Source organism: Cobetia sp. 1CM21F, from assembly GCF_023161745.1.
Classification (GTDB): domain Bacteria; phylum Pseudomonadota; class Gammaproteobacteria; order Pseudomonadales; family Halomonadaceae; genus Cobetia; species Cobetia amphilecti.
On record NZ_JALNTQ010000001.1, the window covers coordinates 1 to 25809 of the forward strand.

The following is a 25809-nucleotide window of genomic DNA, read 5'->3' on the forward strand; positions in this document are numbered from 1 at the left end:
GTCCCATTCGTCTAGTGGTCCAGGACACCGCCCTTTCACGGCGGTAACAGGGGTTCGAACCCCCTATGGGACGCCATTCTGTTTTACGCCGCAGTTTTTGTGTTTCGACAGGCGGGAATAGCTCAGTGGTAGAGCACAACCTTGCCAAGGTTGGGGTCGCGAGTTCGAATCTCGTTTCCCGCTCCAGTCGAATGTGACGTTGCAAGCTGAAGCATGACATAGCAGTACGCCATCGCCTGACAGACACGATCATCGTGTTACGTCACTGGCGATTTTTTTGTGCCTGACATTCCTCCCCGCCCTGTTCTGCGCCGCTCGCTGGTGCTGCCCCCGCGTGATTTTCTCCCTCTGCTTGTTTCCCGTGGCGCACTAATGCCTTTCTGCCGTGTGTCTGATGTGGCAGCGCCGAATGCGTTACCATGCGCATCCAATATCTTGCGTCTGATTTTCATGTTCGCGGACGGCGAAACGGTGCCATCACTGTTGCGCAATTGTTCTCAGATGCGTCTTTTCTGCTGTGCTGGCTGACAGCGTCAATCGATTACAGGTGTCCGATGTCACGACCTGCCTTGTCTATCCGTGGCCTGACCAAGGTCTACGGCAACGGTTTTGAGGCGCTCAAGGGGATTGATCTTGACGTCCCCGAGGGCGATTTCTTCGCGCTGCTGGGCCCCAATGGGGCCGGCAAGTCCACGACCCTCGGCGTGGTGAGTTCGCTGGTGCAGAAGACCGCAGGCAAGGTCGAGATCTATGGAATCGATATCGACAAGGACTTCTCGAAGGCCAAGTATCACCTCGGTGTCGTGCCGCAGGAGTTCAACTTCAATCAGTTCGAGAAGGTGCAGGACATCGTGATGACCCAGGCGGGTTATTACGGCATGCCGATGAAGGAAGCGCGCCCGCGTGCCGAGCGTCTGCTCAGGGACCTCGGGCTGTGGGACAAGCGCGACACCCCGTCACGCATGCTGTCCGGTGGCATGAAGCGCCGTCTGATGATTGCCCGTGCGCTGATTCACAAGCCGCGTCTGTTGATTCTTGATGAGCCGACGGCCGGTGTGGATATCGAATTGCGCCGCTCGATGTGGGAGTTCATGCGCCGCATCAATCGGGAGGAGGGCACCACCATCATCCTCACCACGCATTACCTGGAAGAGGCCGAGAGCCTGTGCCGCAACATCGCCATCATCAACCATGGCGAGATCGTGCATAACACCAGCATGCGTGAGCTGCTCAAGGAGCTGGATGCGGAAACCTTCCTGCTCGACATTCGTGAGCCGCTGACCAAGGCGCCGGTGATTGCCGGGTTCGAGGTTTCCTTGAGTGACCCTCAGCAGCTGGCGCTCGCCGTGCGCAAGGGCCAGTCGATCAATACCGCCTTCGCGGCGCTGGATCGTGCCGGTATCACCGTGGTGTCGATGCGCAATCGTGCCAATCGTCTCGAGGAGCTGTTCGTCGACCTGGTCGAGCGTTCCAACGCCGAAAGCGGTATCGCCTCCAATGTTGCCAAGGAGATCACGCAGTGAACCCCCGTCAGCTATGGGTGGCTCTGGTCACCATCGTCGTCAAGGAAGTCCGTCGTTTCACGCGCATCTGGCCGCAGACGCTGTTGCCGCCTTCCATCACCATGACGCTCTATTTCGTCATCTTCGGCAACCTCATCGGCTCGCGCATCGGCACCATGGATGGCATTAGCTACATGGATTACATCGTGCCGGGGCTGATCATGATGTCGGTGATCACCAACTCGTATTCCAACGTGGCCTCGTCATTCTTCTCCAACAAGTTCCAGCGCAGCATCGAGGAGCTGATGGTCTCGCCACTGCCCTCGTGGATCATTCTGCTCGGCTACATCATCGGTGGCGCCGTGCGCGGGCTGGGGGTCGGCATCATCGTGACCGCCGTGGCCTTCCTGTTCACGGACCTCGATATCCATCACCCCTTCCTGACCATCATGGTCGTGGTGCTGACGGCGCTGCTGTTCTCCATCGGTGGCTTCATCAATGCGCTGTTCGCGCGCAAGTTCGATGACATCTCGATCATTCCGACCTTCGTGCTCACGCCGCTGACCTACTTGGGGGGCGTCTTCTATTCCATCCACATGCTGCCGGAATTCTGGCAGACGGTGTCGCTGGCCAACCCGATCCTCTATATGGTCAACACCTTCCGCTACGGCATTCTGGGCGTCTCGGACATCAGCGTTGGCCCGGCGATGGCCGCCATCGTGGCCTTCATCATCGGCCTGTTCGCCTTCGCGCTGTGGCTGCTGGAGCGTGGCAAGGGCATCCGCAGCTGAAGATGTCGCCCAGACGATGATGGTAAGATGCGCGCTATCGCGCCAGTGCATGCAACGCCGGCTTCTGCCGGCGTTCTGCTGTCTGCGCCCCTGATATCGATGCTTATTGGCCTATTTCACTGGAGTGCTGTCATGGCTCACCCCACTGCCGTCAACGTGCCCGACGAGGCGCGCCCCGAGACCCTCAAGGATGCCCCGCTCGGGCGAGAGTCCGCCTATCCCGAGCACTACGATGCCAGCCTGCTGTTCCCCATCGCGCGGGCAGCCAATCGTGGCCCCATCGGCATCGATGACGCGGCGCTGCCGTTCGTCGGTGAGGATGAGTGGCACGCCTTTGAAGTCTCCTGGCTGGATGAGGCCGGCAAGCCGTGGGTGCGCGTGGCCCGTTTTCGCCTGCCGGCAGCCTCGCCGAACCTGATCGAATCCAAGTCCTGGAAGCTCTATCTCAACAGTCTCAATCAGAGCCGTTTCCCTGATCAGGCAGCGGTGCAGGCAACGCTGGAGCGCGACCTCGCCGCCGCGGCCGGTGCGCCGGTCGAGGTGTGCCTGCTGGAGCTGGACGATAGCGAGCTGGACGTCGGGCGTCTGCCGGGGGAGTGCCTCGATGACTTGCCGATCAGCGTCGAGCACTACACACCGTCGCCGGAGCTGCTCAGCGCCGATGCCGCCGACATCGTCAGCGAAGACCTGCACAGCCACCTGCTCAAGTCCAACTGCCCGGTCACCGGTCAGCCGGACTGGGGCAGTGTGTGGATCCGTTATCGCGGCCCGCGTATCGACCGCGAGCGCCTGCTGGCCTATCTGATCAGCTATCGCCAGCACCAGGATTTCCATGAGCACTGCGTCGAGAACCTGTTCGTCGACCTGATGGCGCGCGTGAAGCCCGAGTCTCTGCTGGTGATGGCGCGTTATGTGCGGCGTGGTGGCCTGGATATCAGCCCGTGGCGTGCCACGGCGGATCTCGAGGCCGAGGCCCGCGCCAGCCTGCCGCTGCGTCTCTCCCGGCAGTAGTCGTCCCCGTCGCCTTGCCAATCAGGTAGCGCCTCGCCAACCAGATAGCGCCTTGCCAATCAGGTAGATAGCAGCGAGTGATGAGACGGCGTACCGGCGACATGCTAGTGTGAGAATCATTCTTATCTTAAGTCTGTGACAGGAGAGACGATGGACGCGCTGACGTTACTGCATGAACGCAATTCCATGGGCAAGTTGATGGCACCGGCCCCGAGCGCTGAGCAGATGGAGGCCATCTATCAGGCCGCCCTGCGCGCGCCGGACCACGCCGAGCTGACGCCCTGGCGCTTCATCGAATTCACGGGTGGCGGGCTTGAGCGCCTCGGTGAGCTGTTCGCCGAGGCGGAGCGCAACAAGTCGCCGGCCGGTGACGAGGCCGCTCAGGCCGCCGCCAGCAAGAAGCCGCTGCGTGCGCCGATGGTGATCGCGGTGATCGCCAGGGTCACGCCGGACCACCCCAAGGTGCCGCGTGTCGAACAGGTGGTCAGCGCCGGCTGTGCCGCCCACGCCATGCTGTATGCCGCTCAGGCCCAGGGGCTCGGTGGCATGTGGCGCACCGGCGGCTACGCCTTTGACCCCATCGTGCACGCAGGGCTGGGCATGGGCGAGCAGGATGAGCTGGTCGGCTTCCTCTACCTCGGTACTCCGGGCGGGCGCCTCAAGCCATTGCCGAACCGCAACAGTGCCGACTTCGTCGAACGCTGGCAGTGAAACGCTGAATGAGCGAGGCCCTTGGTGAGGAGCGCTGAGCGAGGGCCTGAATGAGAGAGGCGCTGAGCGAGGCCCTTGATGAGAGAGACGCTGAGTGAGTGAGACGCGAAATGAGCCGTCGCGCCTGAGTGGTGAGGCCTGGCCTCCGTTGCCTCTGCCGCGTGATGCGCAGGGGCAGCCGGGCAGTCTCGCGGCGCCGGTCAGCGACGACCTGTCACGGTTTCGTGGCTGGCTGACGCAGGCGATCCCGCTGGCCGCTCATCTCGGGCTCGTCGAGATGCAGTGGTCAGAGCCCGAGCGTGCGACGGGTCAGCTGAGCTGGCACCTGCATCTGCCGCCCAATCTCAACGACAAGGGCACTGCCTTCGGCGGCGCCATGAGTCTCGAGGCGACCCTGTGTGGCTGGAGCTGGCTGACGCTCTGGCTGCGTGCCCGCGGTATCCAGCGCGATATCGTGGTGTCGCAGGCCAGTCAGCAGTTTCTGGCCCCGGTCAGTGGCGACTATTACATCATCTGCGCGCCGGATGACATGGCAGCGCTGCACGAGGTGGGCGAGCGCCTGGCGGCAGGGCGGCGAGCGCGACTGTCGCTGACCCAGCAGCTGTGGTGTCAGGTCGAAGGGCAGCCCGCTCCGCGACTGTATTTCGAGGCCCGCGGCGATTACGTGGTGCTGGGGCCGTGACGACGAGTGCGGTCTCGGGCCAGTGCGCGGGTTGAGAGCACAGGGTGCAATAGCAGTGCGAGGGCGCAGGGTCAGTGAACAGAGTGAGAGCGCTGACGCTATCTATCTGAAAGTTTTTGGAAAAAAGGCTTGCGCCACTCGAAGGTTATCGATAATATACGCCGCGTTCTCAAGGGAAACACGACGCAGTCGGGTGACCAATGAGAGCACTGATCTGGAGGGGTGTCCGAGTGGTCGAAGGAGCACGCCTGGAAAGTGTGTAAGTCGAAAGGCTTCGAGGGTTCGAATCCCTCCTCCTCCACCAGATTCAGAAAAGCCCGCATCTCACGATGCGGGCTTTTCGCGTTTCTGAGGGATGGTCTGTCGCTCGCCTCTCATTCAGCGGCGTCTCAGCCACCAGCCTTCCTTATATTCCGCTCTCATCTATTCCGCTCTCATCGCGCGCGCCAGCATGTCCGTCATGGGTTTGCCGATGTAGCTGGCAAAGCTGCGCTCGCCAGTACGGATCATCACTTCCGCCGGCATGCCGGACAGCAGACGCATGCTGTCCGTCATGTCGCCCTTGCCGGCTTCGGTGACACGAATTCGTGCCTTGTAGTAGCGCGCTCGGGTCGCTTCATCCTCGAAGCTGTTGGCGCTCAGGTGGGTCACCTCACCATCGATGATGTTGGACAGGCGCTGGTTGAACGCGCTGAAGCGGATTTCCGCCGGCTGGCCAAGGTAGAGGTGGTCGATATCGTGGTCCGGGACCCTTGCCTCGACGATGAAGCCATCGCCGGCGGGCACGATATCGAGCAGGGGGTCGCCGCTGCGTATCACCGCCCCCAGCGTATGAACCTTGAGCCCGACCACGGTGCCGGCGACCGGGGCGATGACTTTGGTGCGCCTCAGGTTGTCATTGAGCGCGACCAGCCGCTCTTCCGCGTCGGTGACTTCGGCCTGCACCTGACGCAGGGACTCGCCGATCTGCTGCTGGAATTCCTGCAGGCGAATCTGTTTCTGCAGCTCGTTCTCGCTGATCTGCGAGCGCAGACGCGCGACCTCGGCAAACTGGCCCGCGTTGTCGCTCTGGTATTCGAGGCTCTCGCGCTCCATCTCCCGCAGACGCTGATTGTTGATCAACCCATTGCGAAACAGCTTGCGATGGTTGGCAACGTCATCATTGAGTGAGTTGATGCGCCGCCGCGTGATGGCCTGGGTATTCTCGAGGCCTGAAATCTGCTCGTTCATCTGCACGATCTGCTCATCCAGCGCCGCCATGGCACCGTTCAAGGATTGGCGACGGACCTCGAACAGACGCTGCTGGACTTCGAGGACTTCCTGCACCCGCGGATTGGTCGAACTGACCAGCGAATCCGGGAAGACCAGGCTGTCGGCATTGCTGTACTCCGCCAGCAGCCGAATCTCACTGGCCCTTGAGATCAGATATTCGGCTTCGACGATCTTCTGCTGTGAGCGTGCCTGGGTATCGTCGAAAACGATCAGCACATCGCCGGTCTCGACATGATCGCCATCCTCGACCTCGATCGATTCGACGATACCGCCCTCCAGGTGCTGAACCGTCTTGGTAAAGCTTTCCACCGATACGGAGCCCGGCGCGACGACCGAAATGGCCAGATTCGCCATCACCGACCAGCTGCCGAATCCGCCCACCGCGACCAGCAGCACGGCCAGACCGAAGCGTCGATAGCCGTGATCGCGCAGCGGAACGTCACTCTCGGCACTGGTATTGCCGGATGTGGAGTGGGTCATGAGGCGCTCTCCTCGCCGCCCTCATGGCGGCCTCTGGCACTGGGTTTTAGCTTGGTGACGCGCTGGACGCCTGTCGATCGGGCCTGATGGCCGTTGCCTGCCACGGCCCGTGTCACGGGGGGCTCACGCGTCGGCGCGGCCAGTGACACCACTTGGCCATCATTGAGTACGAGGATGCGATCGACCTGCTGCAGCAGGCGCTGACGGTGAGTGATGATCAAGGTCGTGGTGCCTTCGCGACGCAGACGCATCAGGCACTCAGCCAGCGCCTGTTCACCGCTGGCATCCAGATTGGCGTCAGGTTCATCGAGTACCACCAGCACCGGTTTGCCGTAGAGGGCTCGGGCCAGACCGATTCGCTGGCGCTGACCCGCGGAGAGGGCGGCGCCGCCATGCGACAGCCAGGTGTCATAGCCCTGGGGGAGTCGCAGGATCATCTCGTGCACCCCGGCGCTCTGCGCGGCTTGCACCACGAGTTGCGCATCGACCTCCTGGAAGCGAGCGATGTTCTCGGCAATGGAGCCGTCGAACAACTCGATGTCCTGGGGCAGATAGCCGAGGTGAGGCCCCAGCGCGGTCCTCTTCCACTGGGAGATGTCCGCGCCATCGAGTCGCACGCAGCCCAGCTGCACCGGCCATAGTCCCAGTACCACTCGCGCGAGGGACGACTTGCCTGAGGCGCTGGGGCCCACCACGGCAATGTGCTCGCCCTTGGCGAGTGTCAGGTTGATGTCCTTGAGGGTCGGCAGGCGCTCGCCCGGCGGGGCGGCGTTGACCGCCTCGAGCTTCAGCCGGCCCTTGGGGATCGGCAGCGGCATGGAAGGCGCCTCGGCTGGCACCGCCTCAAGCAACTCCTCCAGGCGCGCGCGTGCGGTTCTGGCGCCGCTGAAGCCTTTCCAGCCATTGATCATCTGATCGATTGGCGCCAGCGCACGTCCCATCAGAATCGAGCCGGCAATCATCATGCCCGGAGTCAGGTCACCGGCCAGCACCAGATACGCGCCCAGCCCAAGAATCAACGACTGGAACATCAGGCGCAGTATCTTGGAGGTGTTGGTCAATAGGCCCGCGCGGTCGCTGGCTTTGGACTGCAACGCCAGATACTCACGATGGCGGGCTGCCCAGCGCCCCTGAATGCCGGGCAGCATGCCCATGGCATGCAGCACTTCGGCGTTGCGCAGATTGCTGTTGGCGAGGTCCTGGGACAGGACGTGTTGTCCGTTGGCATCGGCCAGCAGCTGTCTGGTCGTCTTCTCATTGATCAAGGCGATCACGGCCAGCACGAGACCCGCACCCAGGGCAAACAGGCCAAACCACGGGTGAAACAGCGCCAGCACGCCGATATATACCGGCACCCAGGGAGCATCGAAAAACGCGAACAGCCCATTGCCGGACAGAAATTGGCGCAGGGTAGTGAGGTCATTCAGCGGTTGCGCGGACGGCTTGCCCGGGGTGGTCAACGAGCGCTTGAACATGGCGCCGTAGAGCCGAGGGCTGAGCAGCACATCCAGACGATTGCCGACCCGGACAAGGATTCTGGAACGCACCAGTTCCAGCGCGCCCATCACCATGAACAGAAACACGACCACCAGAGTCAGCATCAGCAGCGTTTCCTGGCTGCGTGTCGTGATGACGCGATCATAGACCTGCAGCATGTAGAGCGGAGGCACCAGCATCAGCAGGTTGATGAAAAGACTGAAGAGACCGACGTAGACGAAGCTTCGTCGGCAATGGTCCAGGACCTTTTGCAGGTCATTGCCTTCCTGTGGGGTGGCCATGATCTCGTTCCCTAGCGTCATTGTTGTTCTTTTTATCCAGGTCACCGTCGTTGACGGCTGCCCTGAGCCTGGATCTTTTCATGATGTGCTACTTGGCGATGGAATGAATCGCATTGCTCAGCAATTCATATTGGTTATCTATTTATTAGATTTTTATGTTTTGTTTTTCAGATAGCCTATTGAAATATTGCGTCTGAAAGGTTGGCTAGCAAGTGAATATTTTGATGATCATCAAAAACATTTCAGGGTTTTATATTGTTGGTTTTTGCTGTTCATTTTGCTCACCTCCGAATCTATAAATCCACCTGATTCTCGTCTTTATAAAAGCATGGGGTTTCTGGTTTCCTGGTGGATTAACCTTTTTGGTGCTCGGTATTGTTTTTCTCCTCATCTGACACATGACAAGGGCTTAAAGGGGTGCTTTTTTATTGTTTTAAATAATTATGGTATTGTTTTTATTGGGCTTATTTTAACTTTCTGTTCCTTTGCATATTGCCATTGCAGGGAAGGTGTCAAAAACCTCTTGTCTTGCCATGGGCCGCGTCTAGACTCGTTTTTGACGGGTTGAAGGGGATTTGGCCGGTCATCTTCGAAAGTATCGGGATAGCGTTGGAGTGGAGAAAACACTGGAACTTCAGTTCCGGTGTGGGGGAGTCGTGTCATGAGGTTTCAAGATGGCGTAGCGGTTTCGCCACGATAATAATATTCAGGGGGTAAGGAAAATGTATTCCATGTCATTCGTATCCAGCCGTCTTGACGCCGGCAAGGGACGTCTCCGCAACGGCGACCGTCTGGAAGAAAGGGCTTTCCAGAGTCACGATATCAGTGTCACGCCGTTTCCCTCTGCGTGGGGAGATTCGATCAAGGCAGTGCGAATGACCCTGGAAGATGCCCAGGATCGATTGTCGGTATTTGAGCGCTTCGAGCGCCCCTTTGTCTTTGATCATCTGCCTGCCCCCATGTCCGGCAAGCTCAAGATGATGATCGAGGCGTTGGATGATGCGGGCGAGGTACTGCCCGGATCTGGTGAGCAGTTCGGCTTTGAGATCGAAGCCCCCGATGTCGTCGTCGTCGAGGAGGTGAGTGAGCTGGGCGGCACGCCACAAGCTGACCCGCAAGATGCGCCTCCGGCTGACCCCGGCGAGGCCCTGACCCTCCAGAGCGATGATGTCATCGGCGAGCCCATCGCTCAGGAAGACCCGCTTGCCCAAGCGCTGCTGGCCAGTGATGACGAACCTGCCGCAGGCGCCGAGCCTGTGCTTCTGGCCGAGCCCGCGCCTCTGGCAACGGCGGCGCTCATCGCGCCGGAAAGCTTTGCCACCCTGCGCATCGAGGCGGAAGACCTCACGGACTCAGATGGTGATGGCAATCTTGCCTCCCTGAGTGGCGCCGGTATCGAGGTGGTGTCGGGAGCGCAGAGCCCCCTCAATACCGGGAATGCCTCAGGCAGTGCCTATGTGGACTTCGCCGCCGCGACCGGCGAGACGCTGACCTTCAGCTTCAGCGTTGCCGAGGCCGGCGAGTATGAACTCGCCCTGGGGTATGCGCTGAGCCGCGATGAGGATGGCTCCGAGCGTAATCGCCCTCTGCGTCTGGACGTCAACGGCGAGCTTCAGGATCGAATGTTCGACCTGCCGAGCACCAGCCTGACGAATGACACTTCGGATTTCAGCACCTTCGGTGAGCGTACCATTCGCGTTCAGCTGCAGGCAGGCGAGAACACGGTGTCGTTCACCTCCAACGGGGCCAGTGGCCCCAACGTCGATTATCTGGAAGTGCGTGCGCCGGACCCGGACGTCTACGTCATCCAGGGCGAGGATCTCGACATCGGCCCGAACTCTGATGTCGCCGATGCTGGCACCAATCGCGTGGTGACGGTCGACAACATCGCCAGTTTCACCAACGGCGGGGAAACCTTCCGGGTCGGGGCCGAAGGGGCCAGCTATCTCGATTGGGCGTCGGGCAATGTCGAAGCCTACGGAGAATTCACCCTCGAGGTGGCCACCGCCGGCACTTACAGCGTCACCGTGACCTATGCCAGCAGTTCTGCACGTCCCATTGATCTCTTTTTGGTCGATGACGACACGCAAAGTCAGGTCGGCATCTTCCAGTTCGCAGCGGTAGAGGCGCCGGGCTACTACCCCGATGATGTCGATGATGTGCCCGCGGACAACCAGCCAGGCAATGGCGGGTCTTCCGCGTGGGAAGGCTGGACCACCGAGACGCTGGAAATCACGCTTGCCGCCGGCAGCAATACCCTGCGTCTGGGCGGCGCGACCAATGGCCCGAATATCGACAAGATCGAGGTGGCGCTACTGGAAGCCGACGAGGTAGATCCTGTCGATCTGGTGATTGCGCCAGTGGTGGTGCAAGCCGAGGACGCCGCGCTGGGCGTCGACAACGGGGCCGCCACCTTGGTGCGCGACGCCGCCAATCCCGAGGCCGGTGGCTTTGTCGGACTGCGCCCGGACTTTTCCGGCACCGGTTATGTGGATTTCGGCAGCGCGCCGGGAGATAGCCTGACCTTCACCGTCAATGTGGCCGAGACGGGTGACTACGACCTCAACTTCCGCTATGCCAGCACTGGTACGCGTCCGCTGGATCTGTCGATCAACGCAGGCGAGCCCGCCGCGCTTGCCTTTGTCGCGACGGACCCCAACGCCACCAACGTCGACCCTGAAGGCTTCGATGTCTGGGAGTACCAGACCCTGACGACGCGACTGGAAGCCGGCGACAACACCATCACCCTGGCGATTCCGCAAGGGCGCAACAATGGCCCCAATGTCGATCGCCTGGAGGTCACCACCGCGGGCACGGGGCCGGTAGGGGACGTCGTGGCGGATGATGATGCCTCTCCGCTGGCCTTTGCCGCGGTGGAGCCCCTGCTCAATGGCGCGACCGTCGGCGAAGCCGGCTTCAGCGTCACCGGGCTTGATGCCGACATCACCTTCGTCGGCGTGACCTTCGATGAGGGCGTCACGGTCCAGGAGGTGGTGCCGACGCCGGAAGGCAGCTTCACGCTGGACCTGTCGGGCTTCGCCGATGGAGACCTGTCGGCCACGCTGATCGCCATGGATGCCTGGGGCAACCGTGCTGAACAGAGCGTGGCACTGACGCTGGATACCACTGCCGATGAGGGGGGCGACCTGGCCCTTGCAGGCCCGGAAGAGGCCATCGAATCGGCCGACAGTGCCAGTGTGGTGTTCAGTGTCGTGGGGATCGATGCTGGCTCGACCCTCGAAATCAGCTTCGATGGCGGTGCGACCCGCCAGTCTGTCGTCAGCGATGGAGATACCCTGACGGTGGATCTCTCGGCGCAGGCCCCGGGCGATATCACCGTGACCTTGATCGTGACGGATGCTGCGGGCAACGAGGCGAGTGCCACGGACACGGTAACGCTGGCCGCCGCTGGTGCCGAGAGCCTCGCCGTCAGCTTCGATGACGCTACTCTCAGCGCCTACAGCGCCACCCAGGACAACCCGTCCGACGGCACGGGGGCGGTGGTGGAAGACGACGGCGGCACATTGACGCTGAACGATAACGTCTGGAAACGGGCGGCATTGCCCAGTGACTACACGATCACCGATGCCACCCTCCTGACGGTGGACGTGGCCATTTCCGGCTCGCCAGTGCCCGAGATCGTCGCCATCGGCTTCGATGCGGATTCCAACCCCTTCAATGGCGGCAACAGCGTCTACCAGCTGGGTGGTACCCAGACCCAGGGCGGCTTCGTCGATCTGCGAGGCCAGGGGGGCGACAACGGTGATGGCACCTTGCGCTTCATCATCGACCTGTCGGCGCATGCGGGCACCACCCTCGAGTCTCTCGTCTTCGTCAACGACGACGATGCGGGCGCCAAGGGCAGCACGAGCTTCAGCGCCGTCAGCCTGTCGGAAGCCGATACCGGCGACACCAACAGCGCCCCGCGCGTGGTGGGCGGCGGCATCGCCGACCTGAGTCTCGACGAAGGCGCGAATCTCGAAGTCGACCTGCCCTTCGTCGATGACGATGGCGACGACCTCACCTACAGCTTCCTGGTCACCGATGGCGATGGTCAGCCCGTCAGCGCTCCGGGGCTGAGTGTCAGCGACAATGTGCTGTCCGGAAGCCTTGCAGGACTGGCGCCGGGCAGTTACACCGTGACAGTGACCGCCGATGATGGCACCACCAGCACCGACACCGACTTTGCCCTGACGCTCGAGAACGTCAACGACGCGCCGGTGGCCGAGCCCGTCGCCCTCGAACCGTACTTCGGGGAAGTGGGCGAGGACTTCCTCCAGATTCCGCTGTCGGACTTCGCAGCGCTGTTCTCCGATGCCGATGGCGATAGCCTGATATTGACGGCCGAGGACCTGCCGGCCGGGCTCGAGGTGGTCGATGGCATCATCCAGGGCACGCCCAGTCAGGGCGGCACCTTCGATGTCATCGTGCGGGCCACCGACCCGGGCGGTCTATCAGCGACCCAGACGCTCAGCTTCATCATCGAAGGCACCCAGGTCGGCGATAGCATCACGATCGAGGCGGAAGACTTCACGGATCTCGACGCCAGCAATCTGATCGTCACCGGCAGCGCATCCGCGTCCAATGAACAGCTGATTCGCCTGACCAGCAATGCGCCGGCCACGATTGGCACCGACCTTTCGGCGGGCGGCGTGGAGCCCGGCTGGTACGTCGCACGTCTCTATGTGTTCGATGAAACCGACGGTGAAGGCACCTTGAGCCTGACCATCGGCGACACCGTGCTTGAAGCGCGCAACACGACAACCGACACCCTGAGTGCTGACGTGGTGTTGAATGACGACTTCGGCACCTTCGTCGGCAGTGGCGCGCGCGGCAACGCAGGCCAGAGCGGCAACCGCAAGGAAATCGTCTTCGAGACACCCTTCGAGGTGACCGCCGGTGATCTGGCGAATCTCGAACTGATGGGGGCCGATGGCGAATTGATGCGGATCGATTCGCTGGTCTTCGAGCGCATTGATGAGCCGGTCAACGGCGCGCCGACCCTTGACGGGCTGGAAGAGAGCCTGAGTGTCGACGAGAACGGCACTGCCGTGGCCAGCCTGATACTGGATGACCCGGACGGTGACGACCTGACCGTGACGCTGTCCGGTGCCGATGCGGCGCTGTTCCGCTATGACGAGGTGAGCCAGGGCATCGCCTTCATCACTCCGCCGGACGCGGAGCTTGCCGCTGACAGCGACGAAGATGGCGTCTACGAGCTGACCGTGACGGTGTCCGATGGCGAGGACAGCGTGTCACAGGACGCTCTGATCACCGTGGCCGATCTCAACGAGAGCATCGCCATCACCCAGACCGAGTTTGCGGTGGACGAGAACCTGACCGAGATAGGCGCGATCCCCCTCGTCGATGAGGATGGCGTGGCCCTTGGCCTCAACGCCCCGGTGTTCGCCATCACCGGCGGGGTCGACTCTCCGCTGTTCAGCATCGATCCGAGCACCGGCGTGCTGAGCTTCACCAGCGCTCGCGATTTCGAGCTGGCGGTCGATGACGACGAGGACGGCGTCTACGAAGTCGAAGTCAGCGTCACTGACGGCGATCTCTCCACCACCGAGCAGCTCTCGGTCACCGTCAATGACGTCGACGAGGCACCTTTCTCGCCCCTGAGCCTGCAGGCCGAGGACGGGGTGGTCGAGAGCTTCGATACCGATGCCAACAACACCGACACCCAGGTCCGTGATCCGGACAACCCCGAGGCGAATCAGCCCACCGGCCTGCGTCCGGGCTTCACCGGCAGCGGCTATCTGGACTTCGGGGATACCCCGGGAGACAACGTCAGCTGGCAGATCGACGTGGCCCAGGCCGGTCAGTACGACATCAGTGTGCGTTACGCCACCAACAGCGATCGTCCGCTGGATCTGGTGATCAACGGCGGTGATCCGCTGGCGTTGGGCATGGCCAGTACCGACCCGGATGGTGCCGGTAGCGAGGAAGGCTTCGACCACTGGGAGTTCGAGACGCTCACCGTCACCCTGGCGGCGGGCAGCAACACCATCGCGCTGGCGATCCCGGCGGGTGCCAACACCGGCCCCAACATTGACCGCATCGAAGTGACCGCGGCGGGCAGCGGCCCGATCCCGGAGGATGTCAGTGCCGATGAGGATGGCGATCTCGCCATTGTCGCCGCTGACGAGACGCTCGATGCCAGCCAGCTGGCGGCGGCCGTCTTCAACGTCTCCGGCATCGATGATGACGTGACCAGCGTCGCCGTGTCCTTCGATGGTGGCGCGTCCCGCGGTGAGGTGACGCCGGATGTCGATGGCAACATCACCCTGGACCTGAGCGGCCTGCTTGATGATCAGAGTGGCGATCTTGTCGTCTCGCTGTTCGTCACCGACGCCGCCGGCAACGAAGCCAGCGCCAGCGAGCTGGTCAGCTTCGAGGACGCAGGCGTGGTGGTGGCGCCGATCACCCTGCAGGCGGAAGACGCCGATATCGTCGATGTGGGCGGTAGCGCGATAGGTGAGGAGACGCGGGTGGTCGATGCCGACAATCCCGATGACTTCGGCAACCATCGCCCCGATGCGGTGGGAGATGCCTATGTGGACTTCGGCTCCAATCCCGGCGACCAGATCACCTTCAACGTCAACGCGCTGGAGGCCGGCAGCTACACCGCCACCGTGCGCTATGCCAACGGTGGAAACGCCCCGCGGCCGCTGGATTTGACCGTCAACGGCACTGATCAGGGCCAGCTCGGCTTCGCCAACGCCACCGGTACTGACCCCTGGGATCAGTGGCAGACGCTGGAGGTCGAGGTGGAACTTGCCGAGGGTGCCAATACCTTCACCCTGACCATGCCGGCCGGTGCCACCGGCGGGCCCAACATCGACCAGGTGGTATTCGACTTCAATGAGGTCGACGTCGGCACCCCGGCGTTCAACTTCGCCATCGAAGGCGAGGCGCTGACCATCGTCGATGTCGACGGCGATACCCAGGTGCGCGATGCCGACAATCCGGAAACCAACACCGCAGCCGGGGCCGACGGTCTGTGGGATGACTTTACCGGCACCGGCTATCTGGACATGGGGGGCGACGCCGGTGACGCCGCCGAGTTCCAGGTGAGCGTGGACGAGGCGGGCACCTACACCCTGGAGGTGCGCTACACCAATGCCGGCACCAACGGCGCCGATCGCCCCATGGACATTCTGGTCGACGGCCAGAGCCAAGGCAGTCTGGCCTTTGCCTCTACCGGCACCAACGCGGCTGGCTGGGAGAACTGGACCACCACCACCCTCGAGGTAGAGCTCGCAGCCGGCGACAACACCATTCGCCTTGCCAACCTGGGCAACGCCGGCCCCAACATCGACAGCCTGACGGTGAGTCGTGACGGGGTGGAGCCGGACCGTCCGGTGGAGCCGGGCGAACGCTTCTCGGTCAAGATCAACTTCCAGCCCGAAGGCACCGCGGTGCCGGATGGCTACATCGCCGACAACGGCAAGGCATTCGGCACCCAGTCGGTCACCGTGGACGGCCAGACCTACCAGTACGGCTGGGTCACCGAGGCGTCGATCTACGACGCCGAGCCCGGCACCGAGCCGCTGGATATCAGCGCGCTGACCAGCGTGGCGGTCAATGACCGCACCGATGACATTGCGGGTCTCGATCCGCGCCAGGGCACCTACGCCCACTTTGACCAGCCCAGCGCCAACTACGTGCGCGCCGGCTGGGAGATCGAACTGGAGAATGGCTACTACGAGGTCACCATCTCCATCGGCGACACCAGCGGGCCCTACGACAGCCACAATGTGCTCAATGCAGAGGGCGAGCTGTTCAATGACCCCTTCACCCCGTTCCGCCCCGAGGATTTCCCGGCGGACGGCAACCCGTCCGATGATACCGAGGGCTTCCGCTCGGACCTGGTCACCCGCATCGTTCAGGTCAGCGACGGGCGTCTGACGCTGGATTCCCTGGGACTCGACAGCGAGAACACCGAGATCCAGTACCTCGAGATCCAGGCGCTACCGGACCTGACGCCGGAAGATGACCGCATCGCGGTCGAGGACTACGCCTTCTTCACCGATGCCCGTGCCATCGCCGGGGTCGGCGAGAACGAGCTGGAGGTGGACCTTGATCCGGAGGATGGCGGCATCCCCACCGGGGTCGATCCGACATCCGACATCTTCGTCGGCATCTCGGTGGTGGATGGGCGCGGCGGGGCCCTGCTGGAAAGCCTGGGGGATGGCTCGATCCGGTTGTTCGAGACTGTCACCGGTCAGGAAGTCACCTTCAACGCCAACACCACCGGCGGCTTCGATTCGCTGACCATCTCGCCGAGCCAGACCCTCAAGCCGTTCACCAGCTACACCCTGGTGATCGATGGCTTCCAGGACCGCGGCCCCAACGATGATGCGAGCGCGCCGACCCGCGAGTTCCAGAAGTACACCAACACCTTCGTCACCGGTGCCGAGCCGGAGGTGGTCGCGCGCGACGTGGCCTTCAACGACGTGGTGGAACTCAACGGTGCCGCCGACGGTGCCTTCGGCTTCACCTCGCTGGAGATGAGCCCGGATGGTGCCTTCATGTACGTCGCCACCATCAGTGGTGAATTGTTGCGCTACGACGTCGACCCGGTCGATGGTTCGCTGTCCAATCGCCAGGACCTGAGTCTGCCCAACGACTACTTCGACCAGCCGGGAGAGAGTCAGCAGCGCGGCATCATCGGCCTGGTGGTGGACCCGACCGATCCCAACGTGCTGTGGATCACCGACAACTATCCGATCCCGCTGACCGGGCGTGACAACGGTGTGCCGGACTTCAGCGGCCGGATCACCAAGATCACCCTGGATGACGGACCCGGCTTCTCCGGCACCGCCGAGGCCTATATCACCGGCTTGCCACGCTCCAACGGCGACCACGTGACCAATAGCCTTGAGTTCCGCGAGAACCCGGACTACGACCCGGACACCAACCCGGACGTGCCGAGTCACCTGCTGTACCTGATCCAGGGCTCGAACACCGCCATGGGTGAGCCGGACAGCGCCTGGGGCAACCGTCCCGAGCGTCTTCTGAACGCGGCGGTGCTGGAGATCGATCCGACCCGTGACGTGTCCAATGGCCCCTTCGACGTCAGCACCGAACCGCTGCCTGACGATGGCCTGAACCGGCGCTTCGATGACCCCGATGGTCATCCCAAGGATGATCCCATCCCCATGGGCAACGGCGAGTTCCTGGTCTTCGATGAGCGCGGCGTCGCCACGGTGCAGGATGAGTCCGGCAACGTGCTCGAGTCCTACTACGACCCCTACGCCAGCGATGCGGTGCTGACGATCTTTGCCACCGGGGCGCGCAATGCCTACGACCTGGTGTGGCACTCCAACGGCTTCCTCTACGTGCCGACCAACGGCTCGGCGGCCGGCGGCAACGTGCCGGACGATCCCTCCACGCCGGAGGACGAGCGCTACACCGGGGTCGAGAAGCAGGATGACTACCTGTTCCGTATCGAAGAGGGTGGCTACTACGGCCATCCCAACCCGCTGCGTGACGAGTACATCCTCAATGGCGGCAACCCCACCGGTGCCAACGACCCCAACCAGGTCGACAAGTACCCGACGGGCACCAATCCCGAGGGCACCTACGACATCGCCGGGGTCTATTCGCTGGGCGAAAATCGCTCGCCCAATGGGGCGGTGGAGTACACCAGTGATGTCTTCGGCGGCAATCTGCAGGGCAACGTGCTGTTCACCGAGTATTCCGGTGGTGACGATGTCCGCTCCATCACCCTGGATGCCAATGGCAACGTGATCGGCGATGACGTGTTGCGTGATCCCGAGGGCAACGTCATCAGCTACGTCGACCCGCTGGACATCATCGAGAACCCGGCCACCGGCCAGCTCTACCTGCTGACCCTGAATCGCGGCAATGGCCAGAGCCAGATCATTCGCCTCGACCCGGCCCCGGGTGGGGTAGTGGACCCGGTGGATCCCGTCGACCCTGTCGATCCTGTCGATCCGGTTGATCCCGGCGATGATCTGGTCTCGCTGCTGGCCATCCAGGCCGAGGACAGGACGCCTGAGGACGGCACTGCCGTGACGATCGCTACCGGGGCGGAGATCCAGATCCGTGACATCGACAATCCCGAGACCAACCAGCCCGACCTGCCCAACGGCCTGCGCCCCGGCGCCTTCGGGGTGGACGGCAATGACGTGGATGATGATGGCGTGCCCGGCGGTTATGCCGATTTCGGCAGCACCAATGATGACTTCATCACCTTCAGCTTCACGCTGGACCCCGAGCAGGCCGGTGACTCGGTGCTGCGCCTGCGCTATGCCAATGGCGGCAGCGCCGATCGCCCGCTGGAAGTGTTCGTCAACAACGTGAGCGTCGGGGTGTATGACTTCAGCCCGCCCGAGGGTCTGAGCGGTGATGCAGCCTGGGCCGAGTGGCTGACCGAGGACGTGGCGGCCACGCTGGTCAGCGGCCAGAACACGGTGCGCCTGCAGGCCACCGCTGACACCGGCCCCAATATCGACCAGCTGGAGGTCCTGCAGGAGGCGCCGGACACGACTCCGGGCTTCGATGAGTACGAGGCCGAGGGAGCCGCGCTCGATGGGGCGGTGGTGGTGCTGGCCAGTGAGGAGGATCGCAATGCCTCCGGCGATGGCTTCGTCGACTTCGATGGCAGCGGTGACCAGACCATTACCTGGACGATCGATGTTGCCGAGACCGGCAGTTACGACATCGCCTTCCGCTATGCGCTGGCGGCGACCAAGGCCGACCGGCCGCTGGGTCTGAGCATCAATGGCGTCGACCTGGGGCAGGTGAACTTCGAGGGCCAGAGCAACGGCGATGAAAGCGACTGGTTCTTCCAGAATGCCCTGGTCGCGCTGCAGCAGGGCAGCAACACCATCACTCTGACTGCGCCGGGAGCCGTGGGGCCGAACATCGATCTGCTGAGAGTGCCGGATGCGCCGTCTGACACCTTCGTCCCCGTCTATGCCGATGTCTCGGACGGGTCGCGCATCGAGCTGGAGAGTGGCGATAGCGCGCGCACCCTCAACGAGCTGACCGCCGACTTCTACTTCACCGTGGACAGCAGCGGGCTCTATCGTTTCGACCTGGCCGCGAATGCGGGCGCCGATGATGGCCAGGGCCTGGCCCTGACGCTCAACGGGCAGGCGCTGGAAACGCTGGCCTATCCGGGAGAGGGCGATGCCGGGGAAGAGGGCACCTATGTCGAGCTCGAGGCCGGCGTGGAGTACAACCTGCGTGCGGTGTCCGCCGCCGATGGTGCCGATGATCTCGACTATCTGGACGTGACGCGGGTGGTCGGCAACGACAATGCCGACATCGCGGTGCAAAGCGGCGATGCCGCCTATTACTCCGATCGCCTGCATTTCAGCTATCTGGAGAACAACAGCGCCTCGAATGCCGACCGCGACTTCAAGGAAAGTGCCACGGTGACGATTTCCAACACCGGGACGGAGTTGCTGGAAATTCTCGAAGCCGATATCGAAGGACCCTTCGTGCTGCAGGACCCTGCTGCCTTCGACGGCCTGACGCTGGCCGCCGGGGAGTCGCTCGAGGTGACGGTGCTGTTTGACAGTACAAGCTACGAAGCGCCCACCACCGACGCCGGTGACGGAGTCTTCGAGGGGCGGATCCGGCTGGTGACCAACGACCAGGATTCGCCGGTGGCCGAGATCCATATGGCGGGCTTCTGGCAGGCACGCGACGAGGGTGGCTGGGAGCCCAACGTCAATGAGGTGTGGGAGGTCTTCGGCCTCGGTAACCGCATCGATGGCTTGCCGACCGAGGGTGGCGGCCAGAACTCGGTGCTCAACGACTTCGATCTGTATCGCCCGATCAATGATGACGAGGTGCTGTCGCGCTACTGGACGCTGGCGGAGGGCGTCAGCGAGGCCACGATCACCCAGCTGGCGGCCTATCACGGCGGCGGCGGGGCGACTCTGGGCATCCACAACCCCGGTGACAAGGGCGAGGATGTCATCTTCTCCAATCATGCGGGAGACAATAACCAGACGATCCTGCCGGTACTGAGCAATGGCGAATTCGCCAGCGCGACCTTCGGTCTCGATGACATCCCCGCCGAGTGGGCCGGGAGTGGCGTGTTCGGGATTGAAGTGGCCAACCTGTCCACTGACCCGTCACTCAATCCGTCAGGCGGCGGTACACCGCCGGCAGATGCCGATGGCATCGAGCGCGGCTACACCGTGCGCATGTTCCGGGCGCTGGATGCAGAGGGCAACGTGATCCCCGATACCTATGTGGGCATCATGGATTACACCGGCATCAACTATGACTACAACGACAACATGTTCCTCATCGAGGGGGTGACGCCTGTCTCTGGCGGTGACCTGACGGTGATCAACAATGATGTGCTGCCGTCCAATGATCGTCTGGTGATGTCGCGCATCGAGAATCCGGTCAACAATCAGGTGGTGCATGACGAGGCCACTATCACCTTGCGCAATGACGGCTTCGAGGACCTGACCATCGATGATGTCGTCGTCAGTGACACGACACTGTTCGAGTTGACCCAGCCGTTCAGTGCGCTGACGCTGGCACCGGGAGAGACGGCGGATGTCACGGTGCGCTTCATCGCTGATGACCCCAACGATGGCAGCCTCTACGAGGCGAGCCTGATCATCTCCTCAAGCGATTCCGATGAGAGCGAGAAGGTCATCCAGCTTGCGGGCCTGGCCCAGAACCAGTCCGAGAGCGGTCAGGAGCCGACGGTGCAGGAGATCGTCAACGCCTTCGGCTACTCCACCAACGTGGTGCAGGACCAGATGAACCAGGGCGGCCTGGTGGAGGCCAACGGAGACGAGATCCTGTCCCCGTACTTCCAGCGTGCCGATGGCGATGAACCGATCAAGATCACCCAGATCGCCGCCTATCATGGCCAGGGCGACATCGCGCGGCTGTTCGTGCATGACGTCGACAGTCGGGAGCTCGAAGAGGTCATCGTGCATGACGAGCAGGATGGCCAGACGCTGTTCCCGCGGGCGCTCGATAGCGGCGACCAGCAGGCAGTGGTGAGTCTGGATCGCGATGATCCCTTCGGCTTCTACGCCGAGATATCCGACCGCCAGGGCTATATCTCCTGGTCCGACCCGGATGCCAACCTCTACGAGGACACCATCGATGCCATCGGCAATCCCGGCAACAATCTGAATTGGGATGAAAATGATGGCCACCTGATTCGCGTCTATGTGGCCAAGGATGCCGACGGCAACGTGATTCCGGACACCTATATCGTCATCCAGGACTACGCGGGGGTGAACTACGACTACAACGACAACATCTTCCTGGTCGAGAACGTCACCACCTACGACCCCACTGGCGCGGAAGATGCCGATGGCAACGGGCGTGTGGACCTGTACGACGACGATGACAACGACGGCGTGCCGAACTTCCTCGACACGCCTGATCCGGTCGGACAGAGCGCCTTCAATGACGATCAGACGGCCTGGGCGGTCGGGGCCGATGGCCTGAACCTGGAGGCACGCCTGTTCGACAACGGAGGCCAGGGCGTGGCCTACAACGACACCACGCTGTCCCACCAGGGCGATGGCTTCCGCTCCGATGAGGCGGTGGATATCTCCAACGGCACTCTGGCCATCGGCTATGTCGCCGACGGCGAGTGGCTGGAGTACACCCTGAATGTGGAGACAGCCGGTAGCTATGCGCTGAACTTCTCCGCCTCGGCGGTCTCCGACGGCAAGTCGATCACCGCAGCCTTCGAGCAGGACGGCAGCTTCTATACCGACGCCCAGGCGGTGGCGGTGCCGGACACCGACGCCTTCACCAACTTCACCGATGTGGGGCCCTTGACCTTCGAGCTGGAGGAAGGCGAGCAGGTGCTCAGGCTGACCTTCAACGGCGGACAGCTGGATCTGGCATCTCTCGACCTGTCGCTGGTGGCACCGGTGGATGACGGTCAGCAGGCGTTCACCGACGATGGCCAGCCCTGGCAGGTGGGTAGCGAGTTCAGCCTGGAGGCGGTGAATTACGATGAGGGTGGCCAGGATGTCGCCTACAACGATTCCAGCGAGGTACAGCAAGGCAGCAATGTGCGTGGCGAAGGGGTGGACCTGGCCAACGGCGGCACTGCCATCGGCTGGATCCAGGATGGCGAATGGGTGGAATACACCCTCGATGTCGAGCAGGCCGGCACCTATGACATTGCCTTCCTGGCAGCGCGGGGCTCCACCGGTGGCGCGCAGCGCACCGTGACCGCGACCTTTGCCAAGGAGGGCGACACTCCCTATGCCAGCGTCACGCCGGTGGAGGTCGAACCGACCGGTGGCTGGACCAACTATGTGGAAACCGACACTGCCCAGGTGACCCTGGAGGCCGGCGAGCAGGTGCTGCGGCTGACCTTCAACGGCGGCGCCATGGACCTGCAGGGCTTCACGCTGTCCCGGGATGGCCAGCAGGCCTTCAATGCCGGCGGGGTTCCCTGGCAGGTGGATGCCGATGAGGGTCTCACCCTCCAGGCGGTCGACTTCGACGAAGGCGAGCAGGGCGAGGCTTACAATGAGCTCTCCAGTGCCCAGCTTGGCTCGGGGTATCGTGACACCCCGGTGGACACCGTCGGCGAGGGCGAGGCGATAGGCTGGGTGGAGGATGGTGAGTGGCTTGAGTACACCATCGATGTCGAAGAGGCGGGCTCGCACACGCTGTCGTTCGTCACCTCCGCGCCTGACAATGGGCGCAGCATTACCGCCTCGGTGGAGAAGGATGGCGAGTTCTACGATGAGGACAGTGGCACGCTGCCCAATTCCGGCGCCTGGGGCGTCTACGTCGATGGCCCCTCGCTGACGCTGGACCTGGAGGAGGGGGTGCAGGTGCTACGCATCACCTTCAATGGCGGCTCGCAGGATCTGGCGTCGTTCCAGATCACGCGTGACCCCGACATTGCCCCGGCCAGCGCGCCAAGCAATACCGCGCTGATGAGCCTGGTCGATGAGGGCGATATCGCCCCGGTCTCCAACGATGAGGAGGTGCCGATGAGTGATGATGTGACCCTTCAGGGCGTGCAGGATGACGCCCCGGGGAGCCTGCTCTGAGAGTGTGACGCAGCACGACGGAGCAATCCGCGACACGGGCGCGGGGCGGCAACGGTGACAGGGTGAGACACAAGGCGAGCACTGAGCGCAAGGCGCCTCGCCTGCTGTCACCGTCATCCGTCCCGGCACCCGATGCATGTCACTGCCAGCCTGGGCGTGAGTGAGTGTGAAAGTCAGCACGTCACTCGCGCTCAGGTTGGCAACGGCGTTTGTGGTTCAGTCATGCACGGCTGTCTGCTGTGGCATCGTCTCTCGCACCGCACCCCGCACCCCGCACACAGCACACCGCGCTCTCGGCGCTCCCTGCCTTTGTCTGCCTGTCTGCCGACCGGGCGATGGATACACACGCATACAGCGTCTGTCATCCTGAGCTGTTATCATGCCCGCCTTCAGACTCACCCCATCGCCTGTCGAACCTTCCCCGAACGCCTGATCTCGCGTCATGACGACTGTCATGTCGTCAGGGGCGTGCTCGGGTGACGTCGGGCCCGCCTCCGGGATGCCCGGTGCCCGAGATGGTGTGAGGCAAGACCGATTCCGCCTGCAAGAGGACATGAGATGGCTCGTATTGCCATGGCACGCCACATTCTGGTGAAGACCGAGGCCGAGGCGCAGCGTCTCAAGCAGTCATTGGAGCGCGGCCAGCCGTTCGAGAAACTGGCCAAGAAGCACTCCACCTGTCCCTCCGGCAAGCAGGGCGGTGACCTGGGCGAAGTGCGCCCCGGCCAGATGGTCGGCGGCATTGATCGCGCCATCTTCAAGGGGCCGCTCAATACCCTGCAGGGGCCGCTGAAGAGCAAGTTCGGCTATCACCTGCTGGAAGTCTTCTTCCGCGGCTGATGCCTGCCAGGCCTTTGCGGCTCCCCGTATTTCCCGGCGCCAGCGTGACGCTTCGTCACCGCCCACCTTTTTCATTTCAAACGGATATTCCCTCGTGATCTCTACCGCCAATCTCACCATGCAGTTCGGTGCCAAGCCGCTGTTTGAAGACGTCTCCGCCAAGTTCGGGCGTGGCAATCGCTACGGCCTGATCGGCGCCAACGGCTGCGGCAAGTCGACCATGATGAAGATTCTCGGTGGCGATCTGGAGCCGTCCGGTGGTCACGTCATGCTCGAGCCCAACATCCGTCTGGGCAAGCTGCGTCAGGACCAGTTCGCCTATGAGGAATACACGGTGCTCGACACCGTCATCATGGGCCACGAGCGTCTGGCCGTGGTCAAGGCCGAGCGTGACCGCATCTACTCGCTGCCGGAGATGAGCGAGGAAGACGGCATGAAGGTCGCCGACCTCGAGGTCGAATTCGCCGAGCTGGATGGCTACACCGCCGAAGCGCGTGCCGGTGAGCTGCTGATGGGCCTCGATATCCCCATCGAGCAGCACCTGGGGCCGATGAGTGAAGTCGCACCGGGCTGGAAGCTGCGCGTGCTGCTGGCGCAGGCGCTGTTCTCCGATCCTGACGTCCTGCTGCTCGATGAGCCGACCAACCACCTGGATATCAACACCATCCGCTGGTTGGAAGGCGTGCTGACCGCGCGTTCCAGCACCATGATCATCATCTCGCACGACCGTCACTTCCTGAACAGTGTCTGCACCCACATGGCGGACCTGGACTACGGTGAGCTGCGTCTGTTCCCGGGCAACTACGATGAGTACATGACCGCTGCCACCCAGGCGCGCGAACAGCTGCAGGCCGACAACGCCAAGAAGAAGGCGCAGATCGCCGAGCTGCAGTCCTTCGTCAGCCGCTTCTCCGCCAACGCCTCCAAGGCCAAGCAGGCGACCTCGCGTGCCAAGCAGATCGACAAGATCCAGCTCAACGAGATCAAGCCGTCCTCACGCGTCAGCCCGTTCATCCGCTTCGAGCAGACCAAGAAGGTCCACAACAACGCGGTGATGATCGACAAGCTCTCCAAGGGCTTCGACGGCAACACCCTGTTCGAGAACTTCAGCTTCACGGTCGCCGCCGGTGAGCGTGTCGCCATCATCGGCCCGAACGGCATCGGCAAGACCACGCTGCTGCGCACCCTGGTCGGCGAGATGTACCCGGACGCCGGTGAAGTGAAGTGGACCGACGCCGCGGACGTCGGCTACTACGCGCAGGACCACGCCCATGACTTCGCCAACGACATGAGCCTCTATGACTGGATGGCACAGTGGACCGGCGGCGGCGAGCAGGTCGTGCGTGGCACCCTGGGTCGCATGCTGTTCTCCAATGACGACATCCAGAAGTCGGTCAAGGTCATCTCCGGTGGCGAGCAGGGCCGCATGCTGTTCGGCAAGCTGATCCTCAAGCAGCCCAACGTGCTGGTGATGGATGAGCCGACCAACCACCTGGACATGGAATCCATCGAGGCGCTCAACCTCGCGCTGGAAAACTACCCGGGCACCCTGATCTTCGTCAGCCACGACCGCGAATTCGTCGGCTCGCTGGCCACCCGCATCATCGAGTTGAAGGCCGATGGCGTGGTCGACTTCTCCGGCACCTACGACGACTACCTGCGCAGCCAGGGCGTCATCGTCTGAGACGCGCC

General features: G+C 62.7%; 10 protein-coding genes and 3 tRNA genes. 11 read left to right on the plus strand and 2 right to left on the minus strand.

The genetic code is table 11. The annotated features are described in order from the left end of the window. From MSG32_RS00005 to MSG32_RS00040, 8 genes are all read left to right on the plus strand, one after another. Positions 1 to 76, plus strand: a tRNA-Glu gene (locus MSG32_RS00005). Positions 77 to 111: 35 nt separating this feature from the next. Further along, positions 112 to 186: transfer RNA gene (locus tag MSG32_RS00010), tRNA-Gly, on the plus strand. Positions 187 to 554: 368 nt separating this feature from the next. Continuing rightward, positions 555 to 1523, plus strand: a complete 969-nt coding sequence (locus tag MSG32_RS00015; RefSeq protein WP_043333884.1) for an ABC transporter ATP-binding protein — start codon at positions 555 to 557, stop codon at positions 1521 to 1523. Continuing rightward, the gene (locus MSG32_RS00020; protein WP_043333883.1) at positions 1520 to 2293 is read left to right on the plus strand and encodes an ABC transporter permease; all 774 of its coding nucleotides are present in this window, start codon (positions 1520 to 1522) and stop codon (positions 2291 to 2293) included. The genes MSG32_RS00015 and MSG32_RS00020 overlap by 4 nt, the downstream gene beginning before the upstream one ends. Positions 2294 to 2425: 132 nt before the next feature. Beyond that, positions 2426 to 3304 carry an NADPH-dependent 7-cyano-7-deazaguanine reductase QueF gene (queF, locus tag MSG32_RS00025; protein ID WP_248376834.1) on the plus strand — a complete coding sequence of 293 codons (879 nt, stop codon included), beginning with the start codon at positions 2426 to 2428 and terminating at the stop codon, positions 3302 to 3304. A gap of 150 nt (positions 3305 to 3454) precedes the next feature. Continuing rightward, positions 3455 to 4015 (plus strand): NAD(P)H nitroreductase, encoded by a 561-nt coding sequence (locus MSG32_RS00030; RefSeq protein WP_054555640.1) that lies wholly within the window; start codon positions 3455 to 3457, stop codon positions 4013 to 4015. A 94-nt stretch (positions 4016 to 4109) separates the two neighbouring features. Beyond that, positions 4110 to 4697, plus strand: a complete 588-nt coding sequence (locus tag MSG32_RS00035) for a YiiD C-terminal domain-containing protein (protein ID WP_248376835.1) — start codon at positions 4110 to 4112, stop codon at positions 4695 to 4697. 216 nt (positions 4698 to 4913) lie between these two features. Further along, positions 4914 to 5001, plus strand: a tRNA-Ser gene (locus MSG32_RS00040). Between the two features lie 119 nt (positions 5002 to 5120). Here the strand turns inward: MSG32_RS00040 and MSG32_RS00045 are convergent. Both MSG32_RS00045 and MSG32_RS00050 read right to left on the minus strand, forming a co-directional pair. Next, positions 5121 to 6449 (minus strand): HlyD family type I secretion periplasmic adaptor subunit, encoded by a 1329-nt coding sequence (locus MSG32_RS00045; RefSeq protein ID WP_248376836.1) that lies wholly within the window; start codon positions 6447 to 6449, stop codon positions 5121 to 5123. Beyond that, positions 6446 to 8227 carry a type I secretion system permease/ATPase gene (locus MSG32_RS00050; protein WP_248376837.1) on the minus strand — a complete coding sequence of 594 codons (1782 nt, stop codon included), beginning with the start codon at positions 8225 to 8227 and terminating at the stop codon, positions 6446 to 6448. The genes MSG32_RS00045 and MSG32_RS00050 overlap by 4 nt, the downstream gene beginning before the upstream one ends. A gap of 731 nt (positions 8228 to 8958) precedes the next feature. Here MSG32_RS00050 and MSG32_RS00055 point away from each other — a divergent pair. The 3 genes from MSG32_RS00055 (at position 8959) to MSG32_RS00065 (ending at position 25801) form a co-directional block, all read left to right on the plus strand. Beyond that, positions 8959 to 23277, plus strand: a complete 14319-nt coding sequence (locus MSG32_RS00055) for a carbohydrate-binding protein (protein WP_248376838.1) — start codon at positions 8959 to 8961, stop codon at positions 23275 to 23277. A gap of 558 nt (positions 23278 to 23835) precedes the next feature. Further along, positions 23836 to 24117, plus strand: a complete 282-nt coding sequence (locus tag MSG32_RS00060) for a peptidylprolyl isomerase (RefSeq protein WP_043333877.1) — start codon at positions 23836 to 23838, stop codon at positions 24115 to 24117. Positions 24118 to 24211: 94 nt separating this feature from the next. Beyond that, on the plus strand, positions 24212 to 25801 hold the full coding sequence (locus MSG32_RS00065) for an ABC-F family ATPase (RefSeq protein WP_248376839.1): 1590 nt from the start codon (positions 24212 to 24214) through the stop codon (positions 25799 to 25801). Positions 25802 to 25809 lie beyond the last annotated feature (8 nt).